The sequence below is a fragment of the Acetobacter suratthaniensis genome (assembly GCF_017377745.1).
Lineage (GTDB): Bacteria > Pseudomonadota > Alphaproteobacteria > Acetobacterales > Acetobacteraceae > Acetobacter > Acetobacter suratthaniensis.
The window spans coordinates 32,746-49,695 of record NZ_JAFVMG010000002.1 but is presented as its reverse complement, the minus strand read 5'-3'; the positions used below and the strand labels follow the sequence as shown (position 1 = coordinate 49,695).

The 16,950-nt window shown below is 59.0% G+C and carries 15 protein-coding genes and 2 tRNA genes; 14 read left to right on the top strand and 3 right to left on the bottom strand.

Going from position 1 to position 16,950, the window contains the following annotated elements; genetic code table 11:
- Positions 1–6 precede the first annotated feature (6 nt).
- Positions 7–375: a HesB/IscA family protein gene (locus tag J2D75_RS03790; RefSeq protein WP_207853019.1), complete on the top strand. Its 369-nt coding sequence runs from the start codon at positions 7–9 to the stop codon at positions 373–375.
- Here J2D75_RS03790 and J2D75_RS03785 read toward each other — a convergent pair.
- The 3 genes from J2D75_RS03785 to J2D75_RS03775 all read right to left on the bottom strand — a co-directional run bounded on the left by J2D75_RS03785 (position 320) and on the right by J2D75_RS03775 (position 4,451).
- Entirely contained in the window at positions 320–1,657 is a 1,338-nt protein-coding gene (locus J2D75_RS03785; RefSeq protein ID WP_207853017.1) for a class I SAM-dependent RNA methyltransferase, read from the bottom strand. The two genes, J2D75_RS03790 and J2D75_RS03785, sit on opposite strands and share 56 nt — an antisense overlap.
- Before the next feature lie 39 nt (positions 1,658–1,696).
- A complete protein-coding gene (locus J2D75_RS03780; protein WP_456304228.1) occupies positions 1,697–3,718 on the bottom strand; it encodes a DEAD/DEAH box helicase in 2,022 nt (673 codons plus the stop codon).
- A gap of 277 nt (positions 3,719–3,995) precedes the next feature.
- Positions 3,996–4,451 carry a hypothetical protein gene (locus J2D75_RS03775; RefSeq protein ID WP_207853014.1) on the bottom strand — a complete coding sequence of 152 codons (456 nt, stop codon included), beginning with the start codon at positions 4,449–4,451 and terminating at the stop codon, positions 3,996–3,998.
- Between the two features lie 187 nt (positions 4,452–4,638).
- Here J2D75_RS03775 and J2D75_RS03770 point away from each other — a divergent pair, with 187 nt between their 5' ends.
- The 13 genes from J2D75_RS03770 to J2D75_RS03710 all read left to right on the top strand — a co-directional run bounded on the left by J2D75_RS03770 (position 4,639) and on the right by J2D75_RS03710 (position 16,949).
- On the top strand, positions 4,639–6,096 hold the full coding sequence (locus tag J2D75_RS03770) for an NAD(P)H-hydrate dehydratase (protein ID WP_265782832.1): 1,458 nt from the start codon (positions 4,639–4,641) through the stop codon (positions 6,094–6,096).
- Positions 6,097–6,185: 89 nt separating this feature from the next.
- A tRNA-Leu gene (locus tag J2D75_RS03765) sits at positions 6,186–6,270 on the top strand.
- Positions 6,271–6,364: 94 nt separating this feature from the next.
- A complete protein-coding gene (gene tig, locus J2D75_RS03760) occupies positions 6,365–7,699 on the top strand; it encodes a trigger factor (protein WP_207853011.1) in 1,335 nt (444 codons plus the stop codon).
- A 172-nt stretch (positions 7,700–7,871) separates the two neighbouring features.
- A complete protein-coding gene (locus tag J2D75_RS03755; protein ID WP_207853009.1) occupies positions 7,872–8,534 on the top strand; it encodes an ATP-dependent Clp protease proteolytic subunit in 663 nt (220 codons plus the stop codon).
- A gap of 120 nt (positions 8,535–8,654) precedes the next feature.
- On the top strand, positions 8,655–9,920 hold the full coding sequence (gene clpX, locus J2D75_RS03750; protein ID WP_207853008.1) for an ATP-dependent Clp protease ATP-binding subunit ClpX: 1,266 nt from the start codon (positions 8,655–8,657) through the stop codon (positions 9,918–9,920).
- Between the two features lie 199 nt (positions 9,921–10,119).
- On the top strand, positions 10,120–12,624 hold the full coding sequence (gene lon, locus J2D75_RS03745) for an endopeptidase La (protein ID WP_207853007.1): 2,505 nt from the start codon (positions 10,120–10,122) through the stop codon (positions 12,622–12,624).
- Positions 12,625–12,762: 138 nt separating this feature from the next.
- On the top strand, positions 12,763–13,050 hold the full coding sequence (locus tag J2D75_RS03740) for an HU family DNA-binding protein (RefSeq protein ID WP_025860057.1): 288 nt from the start codon (positions 12,763–12,765) through the stop codon (positions 13,048–13,050).
- A gap of 87 nt (positions 13,051–13,137) precedes the next feature.
- Positions 13,138–13,212 (top strand) — tRNA-Val (locus J2D75_RS03735).
- A gap of 223 nt (positions 13,213–13,435) precedes the next feature.
- Positions 13,436–13,801, top strand: coding sequence for an NADH-quinone oxidoreductase subunit A (locus tag J2D75_RS03730; protein ID WP_025860058.1), 366 nt, complete (start codon positions 13,436–13,438; stop codon positions 13,799–13,801).
- Positions 13,802–13,809: 8 nt separating this feature from the next.
- Positions 13,810–14,379: a NuoB/complex I 20 kDa subunit family protein gene (locus J2D75_RS03725; RefSeq protein WP_207853005.1), complete on the top strand. Its 570-nt coding sequence runs from the start codon at positions 13,810–13,812 to the stop codon at positions 14,377–14,379.
- A complete protein-coding gene (locus tag J2D75_RS03720; protein WP_207853003.1) occupies positions 14,372–15,031 on the top strand; it encodes an NADH-quinone oxidoreductase subunit C in 660 nt (219 codons plus the stop codon). The genes J2D75_RS03725 and J2D75_RS03720 overlap by 8 nt, the downstream gene beginning before the upstream one ends.
- The gene (locus tag J2D75_RS03715; protein WP_207853001.1) at positions 15,031–16,314 is read left to right on the top strand and encodes an NADH-quinone oxidoreductase subunit D; all 1,284 of its coding nucleotides are present in this window, start codon (positions 15,031–15,033) and stop codon (positions 16,312–16,314) included. Before J2D75_RS03720 ends, J2D75_RS03715 begins: the two co-directional genes overlap by 1 nt.
- Entirely contained in the window at positions 16,311–16,949 is a 639-nt protein-coding gene (locus J2D75_RS03710; RefSeq protein WP_207852999.1) for a complex I 24 kDa subunit family protein, read from the top strand. Before J2D75_RS03715 ends, J2D75_RS03710 begins: the two co-directional genes overlap by 4 nt.
- Position 16,950: the final 1 nt, after the last annotated feature.

Below are 16,950 nucleotides of genomic sequence, written 5' to 3'. Positions count from 1 at the left end.
GGAGAAATGGCCCAAGTTTCCAGCACAGCGCCTGCCATTCGGAGCCTGCCGCCCCTGATCAGCCTGACAGATGCCGCCACCGCCCGGTTGCAGCACCTGTACGCTACGGCGCATGAGGGGCAGTTACTGCGGGTTTCGGTTTCCACGCGCGGTTGTTCCGGTCAGGCTTACGATATGAGCTTTGTCAGCCAGCCCGGCGATGGCGATGAGGTCGTGAAAAGTCACGATGTAACCGTTCTGGTAGACAGAAAAGCTACTCTGTTCCTGATCGGGTCACAGATGGATTATCGTGAGAGCGACCTTGAGGCCGGGTTTGTGTTTACAAACCCGAACGAGAAGGGCCGCTGCGGCTGCGGCGAGAGCTTTCACGTCTGAAATCGCATACGGTTTCAGTCTCGGCTGACCACAGGAACTGGTCAATGACCGTTACAGCATGGAGACGGTAACCTGCTTTAGCCAGCAGGGCCGTGTCCTTGGACAGGGCGGTCGGATTACAGCTTACATAAATAACCTGTGTCGGCAGGCCTCGGGCAATCTGTTCCATCTGGTTTTTTGCCCCGGCATGGGGTGGATCCAGAATAACAGCTGCCGCCTGCGCGAACTCCTTGGCCATAAGTGGCTGTCGGGTCAGGTCGCGGTGGTGTGTGGTAATCCGCGCCGTGCCTGTGCCCGCTTTCAGCGCGTTACAGGCTGGGCCGTGCCCTTCGTAAGCACTGACCTGACAGCGCTGGGCCAGTGCGAATGTCAGTGTGCCACACCCGGCATAGAGTTCTACTACACTGGCGCGGCGGGTCATTTTTTCTGGCAGGGCTGCGAGCACGGCGGCCTGAATAGCCTGTTCACTGGCGGCGCTGGTTTGCAGGAAACCACCCGGAGGGGGCGTGACTTCATGCCCCGCGATGCTCTGGGTAACCGGGGCGCGCTGTGTTGCGGTTTCCGTGGCTTCCGGGTTTGAGGCAGATGCCCAGCTTATGCGCGGGATAGCATGGTCTTCCGCCATCTGAGTTAGGCGGATGCGATCCGCCGTTGTCAGGGGGGCATCTGTTACCAGTAGGATATCCGCTCCAGTGTCCAGCAGGTTGATATGCAGGCTGGCTTCGCGCCGGATAGCCTGCAGACTGTGAAGCACAGTTCTGAACGCGGGGAGCAGGGACAGAATATGCGGATCAAGCACCAGACAGGTGCTCATATCGACAATGGTTTTTGTGTTCCGTCCATGCAGGCCGATAAGCATGGATGAAGCGCCGCGCTTAACGGCCAGATCTGCCCGCCGTCGGCTATGGGGAGCAACCTGAAATGTTGCGGCCTGCGGCACGGTCTCAAAACCTGCATTATGCAGGGCGCGAATAACGCGCTCGGTTTTCCATGCCAGAAGGGCTTCGGGCCGGATATGCTGCAAGGAGCAGCCGCCGCAGCTTTCGGCCAGAGGACAAGGGGGGGAGACGCGCTCGGGAGAGGATTCAATAACGTCCTGTAGCTGCCATGTACCCTTGCGGGTTTCTTCAATACGGACTGTCTCGCCGGGTAGCGCTCCTGCCACATGGGCAATCTGGCCATCAGCCAGACGCACCGTGCCATCGCCCAACCCGGCTAGATACAGAACGTTAACCACTTCCTGCTGGGCAGGCGTGGCTTTACCCGGGTGAGACTCCGCCATTGTTCCGATCACTTCCGGTATGTGCGCCCAGGCCTGTAATCAGGCATCAGAGCGGGGCGCGTTCTGCTCCCCGTCTGTGTCATGAGCGGCAATGCCCGGCGTGTTGGGCCGCACAGAGGCGCGGCGGGGCAGTTGCATGAACGCGGGTTGCAGATCGCCAAACCCAATGGTTTCGCCGCCGGGAACGGGGGCGATTTCATCACGCTGGTGGCGTGTCTGCTTGCCATGCGGTTTGTTGTCGTGGCGGGGACGTTCATGCTGTTCAGGACGGGGCTCCGGCGTCGAGTCGGGCCGGGCATTGCGGGGGCGTTCACGCTCCTTGTCGCGGCTCTTGTCCTTGTCCCGCGACTTGTCTTTTTCGCGGTGCCTGTCCTTGTCTTTGTCCTTGCGGCCACGATCACCCGCAGGGCGCTTGCCTTCCGCCCATTCAAGCTGTTCCACCCCGTCCACAGTCATGCGGGGGATGGGCTTTTTGGTCAGTTCCTCGATTGCTTCGGCCAGTGTCCGGTCATACGGGCAGGCGAGGCTATAGGCGTGACCTTCGCGGCCAGCACGGCCGGTACGGCCAATGCGATGCACGTAGTCTTCGGCATGGAAAGGCAGGTCGAAGTTGAACACATGCGACAGGCCGCCAATGTCGATGCCACGGGCAGCCACATCGGAGCAGACCAGCACTTTCAGATCACCAGCCTTAAAGCGTTCCAGCGTGGAAAAGCGGACAGACTGCGGCAGATCGCCATGTAAGGCGCCAGCAGAGAAGCCGTGCTTGATGAGCGATTTTGTCAGCACATCCACATCGCGCTTGCGATTGCAGAAAACAATGGCGTTCTGCAGCTTGGGGTCACGCAGCAGCAGGCGCAGGGTGCGGCGCTTGTCGTGCTCGTCCACCACCAGCAGGCCGGTGGTGATGGTGGTTGCAACCGAGGAAGGCCGCGCAACCGTGATTTCCTTGGGAGAATGCAGGAACGCATCTGCCAGCTTGCGAATGGCCGGAGCCATGGTCGCGGAAAAGAACAGGGTTTGGCGCATGGGGGGCAGCAGCCCGACAATTTTTTCAATGTCGGGAATGAAGCCCATGTCGAGCATACGGTCTGCTTCGTCGATCACCAGAATTTTGGTGTGGGTCAGCAGCAGGCCACCGCGCGAGAACAGGTCCAGAAGGCGGCCGGGCGTTGCGATGAGAACATCCACACCCCGGTTAAGCACTTCTTTTTGTTCAGCCATGCTTTCCCCACCGATCAGCAGGGCGTGGTTGAGCTTGAGGTGCTTGCCGTAATTGACGAAGTTTTCCGCTACCTGCAGGGCCAGTTCGCGCGTTGGCTCCAGAATGAGGGAGCGTGGCATGCGGGCACGGGCGCGTGAATCGCTGAGGATTTCGAGCATAGGCAGCGTGAAGGACGCTGTCTTGCCGGTGCCGGTCTGGGCCACGCCCAGAACATCGCGTGCCATCAGCACGGCGGGGATAGCCTGCGCCTGAATGGGGGTGGGGTGTATATAACCCATTTCCGTCACGGCGCGCAGCAGCGGTTCGGACAGGCCGAGATCCGCAAACGTAACCTTTTCCTCGGCAGCAGGTGCCGGGGTTTCGGGCGCGGGGGCAACCGGTTCAGGGGCCGTGATAACGGGGGCGGATTCCGCAACGGGCTCAGGCACAATTTCAACGGCGACAGGTGCGCTGTCTTCGGTCTTTTTGGCCCGGGGTGTTGTTTTGCGTGTGGCCGTGCGGGTGGTTTTGCTGGCTGCCGTGGTGCCACGCGCGGTTTTGGTTGCCTTGGCTGCAGGTTGTTCCACCACATCCTCTGCCACGCCGGGAGCAGGCTCGGTTACGGTTTCAGCTTTTTCCGCGGTTTTGGCTGTGCGGCGACGCGGCGCTGCTTTTGTGGCGGCTTTAACAGCCGTTTTTTTCGCAGGCTTGGGCGCTGTTTCAGGAGCAGGAGGCAACTCGGGTGCCGTTACATCCGTTTCGGCAGGAGCCGCTGCGGCTGCCTTGGTACGGCGCGTGCGGGCCGGAGCGCTGACAGGCTTTGTCGCCTTTGCGCGTTTTGCAGCGGGGGGCTGCACATCGGCGGTTTCCGCCACGTCAGGCGCCTCCGTTGGGGCGGCCTTGCGGCTCCGGGAGGGGGCGGTCTTGCGGGTGCGGGCGGGCGTTTTAGCTGTCAATATGCTCTCGGAACAAAGGTTCGGTCAGTCTTACCCCTGGCTGAGCGGGTCTGCCGTATGGTTTGCCGTCATCAGGTCAAAGGGCAGCCGAGCCGGATTTCGCAGCCTGTCAGGTGCTAGCCCGGATAAAGCTCTTTCCGCCCAAAATCAAGTTTTTGGGCGGAAAGACAGAATTTTTTCACATAAAGGGATGGCCAAGGCAGGCTGACAGGATCGCCAGAAAACCCAGCGCCATGATTGCAAGCATTTGCATGCGGATCGAGTCGAAGGCGCTGGCCTGCGGGCGGATGGAGCGGCGCACCTTCTGGTAGGGGCCAAAATACAGGCGGACGAACAGCAGGGCCATGAGAATACCGAAGCCCTGCATGGCGTTGACTGTCCATGGTACGTTGGCAAAGCCGCCTTCATGCAGGATCAGCAGCCAGCCCGAAACCAGCGCTGTCGGAATGGCGTGTGTCAGCCCTTTGAAAAAGCGCGCCAGCGTTTGCAGCATGATGGAGTTGCGTTGAGTGGCGTCCAGCAGACCAAGGCTGGGGCGCAGAATCGCAACGGCGTAAAAGATGCCGCCGATCCACAGGGCAATGCTGATGATATGCAGCGCGAGCACCAGGCTCCAGAGGGGGGAATGAGGCATGAGGACTCCGCGAGAACAGGGCTGGCAGATTAAGGCCGGGGGCTGTGGGTCATGTGCCGGGCTTGAGTAAAGCTGCAATCAGGCGGGCCCGGCCACTCTATGGTGCCTGATTTGCCAAGCCATGCGCGTGGGTGCAAGGGGTATGTTCCATCCGGGCCACAGGCCCATGTCGTGCCGGAGGTGTGCTGTGCGGTCTTTTTCCCTGAGTGATCTGGGTGTTTACACGCCGGTTGAAATGGGCGCGGTGGACAGGCTGGCGGCGCAGCAGATCCCAGTTGCCACACTAATGGAGAATGCAGGGCGTGCTGTGGCCCGGGCCATGCAGGCCAGCATGCGGCCCGCGCGTGTGCTGGTGTTGTGTGGGCCGGGCAATAACGGGGGCGATGGCTATGCCGCCGCCCGTTTTCTGCTCGAAGCGGGCTGGCCCGTGGCTGTGGCGGCGTTGGCAGAGCCAAAGCCGGGTAGTGCTGCGGCCGAGGTGGCCGGTCGCTTTGTGGGGCCGCGTGTGCCTTTTGTCGCTGCTGAAGCCGCACGGGTGGATGTGGTGCTTGATGCCGTTTTTGGTGCGGGGCTTGCCCGTGATGTGGAGCCTGCGGTGGCGGATGTGCTGCGGGCCGCGCGCCGCGTGGTGGCGGTGGATGTGCCTTCGGGGGTGGATGGTGGCTCCGGGCAGGTGCGTGGCTATGCTCCTGGAGCGGAGCTGACGGTAACATTCTGTCGCTACAAGCCTGCGCATCTGCTCTACCCGGTACGGGAGTCGATGGGGCGGATCGTGCTGGCGGATATCGGTATGCCGTCTGATGCGTTGGAGGCTCATCCCCCGTTGGCGTGGCTGAACGCGCCGGGGCTGTGGCGTGTGCCGGAACTGACGCCTGAAAGCCATAAATACACGCGTGGTGTGGTTAGTCTGTGTGCGGGGGAGAATATGCCCGGTGCCGCGCGGCTCTGCGCTTCGGGGGCGCGGGCGGCTGGGGCGGGGCTTGTCAGGCTGGCAGCGGGGGATAATGCCCCCGCGTTCCGTCTAGGTGACCCCGGCCTGATTGTCGATGATGCGCCGCTGGAGGTTTTGCTGGGTGATGCGCGGCGACATGTGTGGGTGTGTGGGCCGGGCCTGACGGAAGCGGAGGTGGAGCGCACGTTGCCGGTGCTGGTTGAGGCGGGGCGGTGTGTGCTGGCGGATGCCGGTGCGCTGAGTGCCGCTGCCGGGCGGCCGGATGCCCTGAGGGGTGTTGCCGTCATGACACCTCATGCCGGAGAGTTCGCGCGTGTTTTTGGCGCGGTGGGTGATGACCCACCAGCCCGCGTGCGTCAGGCGGCACGGCAGACCGGGGCCGTGGTCGTGCTTAAGGGTGCTTCCACCCTCATTGCCGCACCGGACGGGCGGCTGGCGATCAATATTCATGCCACGCCTGCACTGGGTACAGCCGGGTCTGGCGATACGCTTTCAGGCGTGATTGCCGCCATGCTGGCTGCGGGTATGCCGGTATGGGAGGCTGCCTGCGCCGGAGTCTGGCTGCATGGAGAGGCAGGGAGACGTGCCGGGGCATGGCCCGTGGCGGAGGAACTGGACCGCCATCTGGGTAGTGCGCGGGTGGAGGCTGAACGCCTACAGGGGCTGTCAGCACGGGAGCAGGGACTTTTATGAGGTGTGTTGGCTCGGTTGTGTGGCGTGGCTCTCTTGCCGTCTGTCCCGCTTTGGGCTAAACGCACGCATCTTGCGACGGCGAGTAATGCGCGGGCGTGGTGGAATTGGTAGACACGCCAGATTTAGGTTCTGGTGACGCAAGTCGTGGGGGTTCAAGTCCCTCCGCCCGTACCACATAGTTTCTTGCTCCCGTCCCGTTCCGTGGCAGCCGGTGGCTGATCTTGCGGGATGTCCGAAGTCTATATGTACCAAGAGGAAGGCCTGGCCGATGCAGGTAACCGAGACCCTTTCCGAAGGGCTGAAGCGTGGTTTCACCGTGACAGTTCCGGCTGCAGAACTTGAAGGCAAGCGCGATGCGCGCCTCAAGGAAGTGGCCGCCAACCTGAACCTGCCGGGTTTCCGTCCGGGTAAGGTGCCTGTGTCTCTGGCGCGCCAGCGTTATGGTGCGGCCATCTGGGGCGAAGTGATCGAACAGATCGTGTCCGATTCTATTCGCGCTGTTTTTGAAGAGCGTGGCCTGCGCCCTGCCGGTCAGCCTCAGGTTGATCTGGTTTCCGGTCAGGAAGACGATGGCAAGGGTCTCGAATTCAAGGTCGAGAGTGAAATCCTGCCTGAAATCGCAGTCCCCGATCTGTCCGGTCTGGCTCTGACGCGCCTGAAGGCGACTGTCAGCGACGAAGCGGTAGACAAGGCTCTGACCGACATTGCCCAGCGTGGCCGTAACTTCGAGGTGATCGAAGAAGTGCGTCCCGCCGCCAAGGGTGACGTTGTGGCAATCGACTTCGTGGGCAAGCGCGACGGCGTGCCGTTCGATGGCGGTACGGCTGAAGATGTGAACGTTGAAATCGGTGGCGAAGGCTTTATCCCCGGTTTTGCCGAGCAGATCGAAGGCATGAAGCCCGGTGAGGAAAAGGTCATTACCGTGACGTTCCCGGTCGATTACGGCGCAGCGGAACTGGCTGGTAAGGAAGCGACCTTCGACATCAAGGCGAAGCAGCTCAAGAAGGCTGTTGACGCCGAGATCAACGATGATCTGGCCAAGACGATCGGCTTCGAAAACCTCGATCAGCTCAAGGATCTCATCCGCAAGCAGATCAGTGGCGAGTATGACCAGCTTTCCCGTCTGCGCATCAAGCGCGACCTGCTGGACGCGCTGGCTGGCAAGGCTGACTTCGAAGCGCCGGCAGGTATGGTGGAAAGCGAATTCCAGCAGATCTGGGCGCGGGTTGAATCCGACCGTCAGGCCGGTCAGCTCGATGACGAAGATAAGGAAAAAGACGAAGACACCCTGCGTGCGGACTATCGCAAGATTGCCGAACGCCGCGTGAAGCTGGGCCTGCTGTTGGCGGAAATTGGCCGTAAGAACGGTATCACTGTCAGCCCGGAAGAGCTGGGCCGCGCCGTGCGTGCGGAAGCCATGCGCTACCCCGGTCAGGAACAGCAGGTGTTCGAGTTCTTCCAGAAGAACCCGCAGGCTGCTGAAGGTCTGCGCGGGCCGATCTTCGAGAACAAGGTGGTTGATTACCTGATCGAACTCGCCACGGTGACGGATAAAGAAGTCACCCCGGACGAGCTTTCCGATATTCCGTCAGCGGATATCTGAGAAAACGGCTCTGTCCCGCCAGTGTGAACTGGCGGGACATTCTTTTTGAGCCTGTTTTTCTTTTCCGGGGTGGCATCTTGCCACTTTATCTCTATCTTGAAGGAATGAGCCTGCAACCGGTCGCATCCGAAGGGCGCGGTGGGTAAGGGACGTTTCAGTTTTTTATACGGGAATGAGTGGCATGAGGGATCGTGATCCCGTTGAAATTTTCAGCAACGCACTGGTTCCGATGGTGGTCGAGCAGACCTCCAGGGGCGAGCGGGCTTTTGATATCTATTCCCGTCTGCTGCAGGAACGTATCATTTTTTTGACCGGGCCCGTTTACGATCAGGTGTCCTCGCTGATTTCGGCGCAGCTTCTGTATCTGGAAAGCGTGAACCCGAACAAGGAAATCTCTTTCTATATCAATAGCCCCGGTGGGGTGGTGTCGGCTGGTCTGGCTATTTACGACACCATGCAGTACATCCGCAGCCCCGTCAGCACCGTGTGTATCGGTCAGGCGGCGTCCATGGGTTCGCTCCTGCTGGCCGGTGGTGAGAAAGGGCGTCGTTTTGCTCTGCCGAATGCCCGTGTCATGGTGCACCAGCCTTCTGGTGGCGCGCAGGGTCAGGCCAGTGATATTGAAATTCAGGCCCGCGAAATTCTGATCATCCGTCAGCGCCTGAACGAGATCTATCGCGAGCATACCGGCCGCACGCTTGAGGAAATCGAGCAGAAGCTTGAGCGCGATACCTATATGTCGGCGGAAGAAGCGCAGTCTTTCGGGATTGTCGATGAAGTGATCACTCGCCATAGTGCAACGCAGGCAGACAGGAAGGATAAAGATCATCCCTGATCTGGCATACTTTGAACTTCCTGTTACATTAAGGGAGTGTTCCGCTGACTTTTGGGCGGAAAAAGACCGGAACGCGGTTCCCGGTGTTGTGGAACCCTGGATGATCGAGGGAGGAGACCGATGAACGCGAAGTCCGGTGATTCCAAAAATACGCTGTATTGCTCGTTCTGCGGCAAGTCCCAGCACGAGGTGCGGAAGCTGATTGCCGGCCCGACCGTGTTCATCTGTGATGAATGCGTGGAACTCTGCATGGATATCATCCGTGAAGAGAACAAGACCTCTCTGGTAAAATCGCGCGAGGGTGTACCTACCCCGCGGGAAATCTGCAAGGTGCTGGATGATTATGTCATCGGGCAGATGCAGGCCAAGAAGGTTCTGTCCGTTGCGGTGCATAACCACTACAAGCGTCTGACGCAGGTGGCCAAGGCTGGCGAAGTCGAAATTGCCAAGTCCAACATCCTGCTGGTCGGGCCTACGGGTTCGGGCAAGACGCTGCTGGCCCAGACGCTGGCTCGTATTCTGGATGTGCCTTTCACCATGGCGGACGCGACAACGCTGACCGAGGCCGGGTATGTGGGTGAGGATGTCGAAAACATCATCCTCAAGCTGCTGCAGGCGTCTGACTACAATGTGGAACGGGCGCAGCGCGGCATTGTCTATATCGACGAAATCGACAAGATTTCGAAGAAGTCTGACAACCCCTCCATTACCCGTGATGTCAGCGGTGAAGGTGTGCAGCAGGCGTTGCTCAAGCTGATGGAAGGCACGGTTGCTTCCGTGCCGCCGCAGGGTGGGCGCAAGCATCCCCAGCAGGAGTTCCTGCAGGTGGATACCACCAACATGCTGTTTATCTGCGGTGGGGCTTTCGCTGGTCTGGACAAGATCATTTCCGCGCGCGGTAAGGGTACCAGCATTGGTTTTGGGGCGGATGTCCGTTCCCCCGACGAGCGTCGTACAGGTGAAATCCTGCATGATGTGGAACCTGAAGACCTGATGAAGTTCGGGCTTATTCCTGAGTTCATCGGACGTCTGCCGGTTCTTGCCACGCTGGGTGATCTGGACGAAGCCGCACTGATCAAGATCCTGACCGAGCCAAAGAACGCTCTGGTCAAGCAGTATCAGCGCCTGTTCCAGATGGAAGACGTACAGCTTACCTTTACGGATGATGCGCTCAAGGCCATTGCTGACCGCGCAATCGTGCGTAAGACCGGTGCCCGCGGCCTGCGTTCCATTATGGAAAGCATCCTCATGTCCACCATGTTCGACCTGCCGGGTCTGGACAATGTGGAGGAGGTGGTGGTCAACCGCGAGGTGGCGGATGGCAAGACCAGTCCTGTCTATGTGTATGGACAAAAAAAGGAACTGCCAACGGAGCAGTCGGCCTGAAAAGGTCACGGCCCGGGAACCGTGTCAGCCCTATGAGTTGGCACGGTTTTCTTCTGGCCCCCTATTGCGCCGGGGTTATGGCGTTGCAACATACAAGAAAACATAGCCCTTTCCCGTAGGCGGAGAGGGCGGACAGGCTTCTGGCGTGCCGCCTCGCGGGCGTTGGGAGTTCGATCGTCCTTGTCAGGAGGTCTTGATAATGTCTGAAAACGAAAAACCCGTCACACGCCGTCGTCGCAAGACCGCGACACCTGATATGTCCGGTACCGAGGCCGTGCGGCCGCAGGCTGGCAAGAAGGCGGGTGGCCGTAAAGCAGCGGAAACCACGCATGTGGCGGTGCTGCCCCTGCGCGATATTGTGGTGTTCCCACATATGATCGTGCCGCTCTTTGTCGGGCGGGAAAAATCGGTCAAGGCGCTCGAATCCGTCACGCAGGATGATCATCATATTCTGCTGGTGGCGCAGAGAGATGCGGCGCAGGACGATCCGGGTGTGGACGACATCTATACGGTCGGCACCCTTTCCACCATTCTGCAACTGCTCAAGCTGCCCGATGGCACCGTCAAGGTGCTGATGGAAGGCGTTAAGCGTGTGCGTGTGAAAGCCATGCACGATCAGCAGGGGTATTTCGAGGCGGATGTCGAAGACATGCCCGAACATCCGGCGGAAGGTGCGGAGGCAGAGGCGCTGGGCCGGTCTATCGTTTCGCAGTTTGAGCAGTATATGAAGCTCAACAAGAAAATCGCGCCTGAAGTGCTGGTTTCACTGAACCAGATCAGCGATCTGTCAAAACTGGCCGATACGGTTACCAGTCATCTCAATCTCAAGATTGCGGAAAAGCAGGAAATCCTTGAGCTGCCGACAGTGGCGGCCCAGCTTGAGAAAATTTTCGGCCATATCGAAGCTGAGATTGACGTGTTGCAGGTTGAGAAAAAGATCCGCAACCGCGTCAAACGGCAGATGGAAAAAACCCAGCGCGAGTACTATCTGAACGAGCAGCTTAAAGCCATTCAGAAGGAACTGGGCGAGGGCGAAGACGGCCGCGACGAAACCGCCGAGATCGAAGAAAAGATCGCCAAGGCGCGTCTGCCGCGTGAGGCGCGTGAAAAAGCTGTCAGCGAATTGAAGAAGCTGCGTGGCATGAGCGCCATGTCTGCCGAATCCACTGTGGTGCGGAACTACCTCGACTGGATCGTGAGCATTCCGTGGAAGAAGCGCACAAAAGTGCGTCATGACCTGCATGAGGCCGAGACGATTCTCGATGCCGATCACTACGGTCTGGAGAAGGTCAAGGAGCGTATCCTTGAGTATCTGGCGGTACAGAGCCGTTCGCAGAAGCTCAAGGGGCCGATTCTGTGCCTTGTGGGGCCGCCGGGTGTGGGTAAGACGTCTCTTGCGCGCTCCATCGCCAAAGCGACCGGCCGTCATTACGTCCGCATGTCTTTGGGCGGCGTGCGGGATGAGGCCGAAATCCGTGGGCATAGGCGCACCTATATTGGTTCCATGCCGGGCAAAATCATTCAGGGCATGAAAAAAGCCAAGGTTTCCAACCCGCTGTTCCTGCTTGATGAAATTGACAAGCTGGGGGCCGATTGGCGTGGAGACCCGGCCTCCGCTCTGCTGGAAGTGCTGGACCCGGAGCAGAACGCGACCTTTGCGGATCATTATCTGGAAGTGGATTACGATCTGTCCGATGTCATGTTTGTTACGACGGCAAACAGCCTCGATATGCCCCAGCCGCTGCTGGATCGCATGGAGATTATCCGCCTGTCCGGTTACACGGAGGACGAAAAGCTTCAGATCGCGCGTAAGCACCTGATTTCAAAGCAGATTGAGGCGCATAACCTGAAGGCTGGTGAGTGGTCGATCACGGATGACGCCCTGCGCGATGTGATCCGCTACTACACGCGTGAGGCCGGTGTACGCAGCCTTGAGCGTGAGCTTGCACGGCTGGCGCGCAAGGCGGTCAAGGAGATCGTGACCGGTAAGGCAGAGAGCGTGACGGTTACGCCGGAAAACCTTGAAACCTATGCCGGGGTGCGTCGCTTCCGTTATGGCGAGACCGAAGCGGAAGACATGGTGGGCGTGGTAACGGGGCTGGCTTGGACAGAGGTGGGGGGAGAAATCCTGACCATCGAAAGTGTCATGGTGCCCGGCAAGGGCGGCGTGGTGGAAACAGGCAAGCTGGGCGATGTGATGAAGGAGAGTATTTCTGCGGCTTACTCCTTCGTGCGGAGTCGGGCGACAAGCTTTGGAATCGTTCCTACCGTATTCGAAAAGCGCAGTTTTCATGTGCATGTGCCGGAAGGGGCGACTCCTAAGGATGGCCCTTCTGCTGGCGTTGCGATGGTGACATCGCTTGTGAGTGTGCTCACGGGTATTCCGGTGCGGCGAGATGTCGCCATGACAGGCGAAATCACGCTCCGGGGTAGGGTGCTGGCCATTGGCGGGCTGAAGGAAAAGCTTCTGGCCGCGCTGCGCTCAGGCATCCGCACGGTTTTCATCCCGCAGGAAAACGAGAAAGATCTTGTTGAAATTCCTGATAATGTGAAAGACGGCCTTGAGATTGTGCCGGTTTCGCATGTGGATGAAGTGCTGGCGCGTGCGCTCACACGTCAGCCTCAGCCGATTGTGTGGGATGAGGTCGCTGATCTTGTGCCGACAGGGGGTGATGCGGCGGCCTCAAGGGTGCTGCCGCACTAAGCAAAATGCACGGCAAAGAGCAAAGTTACGATTGCTCGGTTGACGTAGGAAAAAACGGCTGCATAGTGCGGCAGGTAGCGGGCAGCCCCGGTAACATGGGCTGTCGCACCAGAAAATAAAGAAAGCGAAAGGCGTAACATGGAGAAGCCGCTCAACAAGCAGGAACTGGTCTCAGCCGTGGCTGAGGCGGTTGATCTGCCCAAGGCAAAGGCCGGAGAAGTGGTCGACGCCGTATTCGGTGCCATCGAGAAGGCCCTTGCCAAAAAGCAGGAAGTGCGTCTGGTCGGCTTTGGTACGTTCGTAACTGCCACGCGTAAGGCGGCCAAGGGCCGCAACCCGCGCACGGGTGAGGAAATCGATATTCCGGCTTCCACCTCTGTGCGCTTCAAGCCTGGCAAGGCTCTGAAGGACGCCGTCAGCAACTAAAGTCTGACAGCGTTTTTTTTAACGGCCGGCATCTCCTTGTAAAAAAAAGGGGTTGTCGGCCGTTTCTATTTGTGACACATAGGGCGCGGGCGATTAGCTTAGCGGTAGAGCATCTCGTTTACACCGAGAGGGTCGGCGGTTCGATCCCGTCATCGCCCACCATTTTTCCTAAAAATTTATTTCTTTTGCACATGGCTCAGCCAGTGCCCTTTTGGGCAATTTATGAGCCGTTTAGCGAAGTAGTATAGCTTTCATACGCGCGGCGTTATTCACACGAAAGTGGCCGTAGTTTGGTAAGAACGGGCATGGTCGTATGCCCCTGTCGGGTCTAGGGTGAACTCACTTGAGGGAAGCGGTTTAGCTTCCAACGTAGTGGGAGCCCCTGATGCAGTCTGTTCTAAGCGACTATGCTCCGGTTCTTGTTTTTGGCGGCATTTCTGTCGTCATTGCGGCCGCCATGCTCGGTATGGCCCTTCTGTGCGGCCACCAGAAACCCAATCCTGAAAAACTGACAGCCTACGAATGCGGCTTTGGCGCATTTGACGATGCGCGGCGTCGTTTCGATGTCCGTTTTTACCTCGTCGCCATTCTCTTTATCATTTTTGATCTGGAGGTGGCCTTCCTGTTCCCTTGGGCAATCAGTCTGGGGCGGATCGGGCTGTTCGGGTTTTTGTCCATGCTGGGCTTCCTGAGCGTTTTGGGTATCGGGTTCCTGTACGAATGGCGCAAAGGCGCCCTGGATTGGGATTGAGGGAGGGCATGGCCGTGAACGCAGGGCAGAATCAGGACGCCATTTTGTGGAACCGGGAGGCTCTGCCTCCGGGGCCGGAGCAGGATGCGGTGGTGCGCGGCATTACCGGTGTGCTGGCGGAAAAAGGCTTTGTTGTCGCCAGTCTGGACAAACTGGTGAACTGGGGCCGCACCGGCAGCTTATGGCCGATGTCTTTCGGGCTGGCCTGCTGCGCGGTGGAGATGATTCATGCCTACATGCCCCGTTACGATCTTGATCGGATGGGCATTATTCCGCGCGGCTCACCACGTCAGTCGGATGTAATGATTGTGGCGGGTACCCTTACCAATAAAATGGCTCCGGTTCTGCGTCGCCTGTATGAGCAGATGGCGGAACCGCGCTGGGTTATTTCCATGGGATCCTGCGCCAATGGGGGTGGGTATTACCATTACTCCTATTCCGTGGTGCGCGGCTGTGACCGGATCGTGCCGGTTGATGTCTATGTGCCGGGCTGTCCGCCTACGGCCGAGGCGCTGATTTACGGCATTATGTTGCTTCAGAAAAAAATCCGCCGGACAGGAACCATCATCCGTGGCTGATCTAAGCATCAATCCGCATCAGGGGCGCCTTGAAGGGCAGCTTGGTGCGCTGGCTTTTACCTTCATGACATCATGGCCGCATGTGTCTGCTGCGGCTGTGGAAAAAGGTGAGCTGGTTGTCAGAATCGGGCGCGCACACCTGCTGGAGTTTCTCAGCGTTCTGCGCGATGACCCACGCTACCGTTTCGAGCAGCTTATGGATCTGTGTGGGGTGGACTGGCCCCAACGGGCAGAGCGGTTTGATGTGGTCTATAACCTGTTATCCGTGACCTATAACCGGCGCATACGGGTGATTGTCACAACCAGTGAACGCGAGCCGGTACCTTCGGTACATCACCTGTGGCCCTGTGCGACATGGTGGGAACGTGAATGTTACGACCTGTTTGGTGTCATGTTCTCGGGTCAGCCGGATTTGCGGCGTATCCTCACTGATAACGGTTTTGAGGGGCATCCGCTGCGAAAGGACTTCCCGCTCACCGGGTATGAGGAAGTCCGTTACGATGTTGAGCGTAGACAGGTTGTGAAAGAACCTGTGTCGCTCACGCAGGATTTCCGTGATTTCGACTTTGTCTCTCCGTGGGAAGGTATGCTGACGCTGCCGGGCGACGAAAAGGCGCATGAAGTCCGTCAGGGCATGAAGAGGGGAATCTGATGGTAGACTCTCATGACAAGGCCTTTCGTGAAGATGCTCAGGCTCTGGTGCGGGACGATATCCCCCAAAGTCTGCTGCCAGAAAATGTGGCAGATGCGCAGGAACACCGGGTGGTGGAGATTGACTCCCACGCCCTGAACTTTGGCCCCCAGCATCCTTCGGCCCACGGTGTGCTGCGTCTGGTGCTGGAAATGGAAGGCGAGGTTGTTGCCCGTGCGGTGCCGCATATCGGCTTGCTACACCGTGGCACGGAAAAGCTGATCGAATACAAGACCTACCAGAAAGCTCTGCCGTATTTTGATCGGCTCGATTACGTCTCCCCCATGTGCGAGGAGCAGGCGTTCGCGCTGGCGACGGAAAAACTGCTGGGGATCGACATTCCCGAACGGGCCAAGTGGCTTCGGGTTCTGTTTGCGGAAATTACCCGTATTCTCAACCATATTCTCAACCTGACTGCCATGGGGCTGGACTGCGGCGCAGTCACCCCGGCTCTGTGGGGGTATGAGGAGCGCGAAAAGCTTCTGGAGTTTTACGAGGCCGCATCGGGTGCGCGCTTTCATGCCAACTACTTCCGCCCCGGCGGTGTCGCGCGTGATGTGCCTGCCGGGTTGGAAGACCGCATAGGCCAATGGGCGCGTGAGTTTCCTAAATGGATTGATGATCTGGAAGGTCTGCTGACCGAAAACCGGATATGGAAACAGCGCACGGTCGGTATTGGGGTGTTTACCAGCGAGCAGGCGCTTGCATGGGGGTTTAGCGGGCCATGCCTGCGTGCTTCCGGCGTCCCATGGGATCTGCGGCGTAACCAGCCTTACGATAACTACCACAAGGTAGAGTTTAACGTGCCGGTGGCGCGGCAGGGCGACTGTTATGACCGCTACCTCGTAAGGGTGGCCGAAATGCGCGAGAGCCTGCGTATTATCGACCAATGTCTGGATCAGATCCGTCCGGGGCCGGTCAAGGTGCAGGATCCCAAGTTCAGCCCCCCACCCAGAGCTGAAATGAAGCGTTCGATGGAAGCGCTGATCCATCATTTCAAGCTATTCAGTGAAGGCTATCACGTGCCGCCGGGGGCTACCTACACGGCTGTTGAAAGCCCGAAAGGGGAGTTTGGTGTCTATCTGGTGGCAGATGGCAGCAACCGACCGTATCGCTGCAAAATCCGCCCGACAGGTTTTTCGCATCTGCAGGCGGTTGATGAGTTGTCGCGCCGCGGCATGCTGGCGGACATGGTGGCCATTATCGGATCGCTTGATCTTGTGTTTGGGGAAGTAGATCGATGAATTCTGTCTGGACCCCGCCCCAACAGCCCGAGAGCTTTGTGTTCGATGCGGACTCGGAGGCGGAAATCAAGATCGTGCTGGGCAAATATCCGGCGGAGCGCAAGGCCAGCGCGGTTATGCCGCTGCTGTATATTGCGCAGCGGCAGATGGGCCGCCAGACCGGCAGCGCCTGGGTGCCTCTGCCAGCTATGGACGAAATTGCCAGCAGGCTGGAGATGGCGCCCATCCGGGTTTATGAGGTCGCATCCTTTTACACCATGTACAATACGCGGCCCGTGGGGCGGTATCACCTGCAGGTCTGCACCACAACGCCGTGCTGGCTGCGTGGGTCGGATGACGTGGTGAGCGCCTGCCAGAAGGCCACAGGTATCAGTACGTTTGGTCAGACCAGTGACGATGGGCTGTTTACCCTTACGGAAGTTGAATGTCTGGGGGCCTGCGCCAATGCGCCCATTCTTCAGGTAGATGATGATTTTTATGAAGATATGGACGGCCCCAGCACGGAAAAGCTGATTGCGTCCCTGCGTGCGGGGGTAAAGCCTCCACCGGGGCCAGTAGTAGACCGCGAGGTTTCAGCGCCGCAGGGCGGGCGCAAGACCTTGCTGGCAGCGGATTCCGCTGCCGGGCCGCAATAGG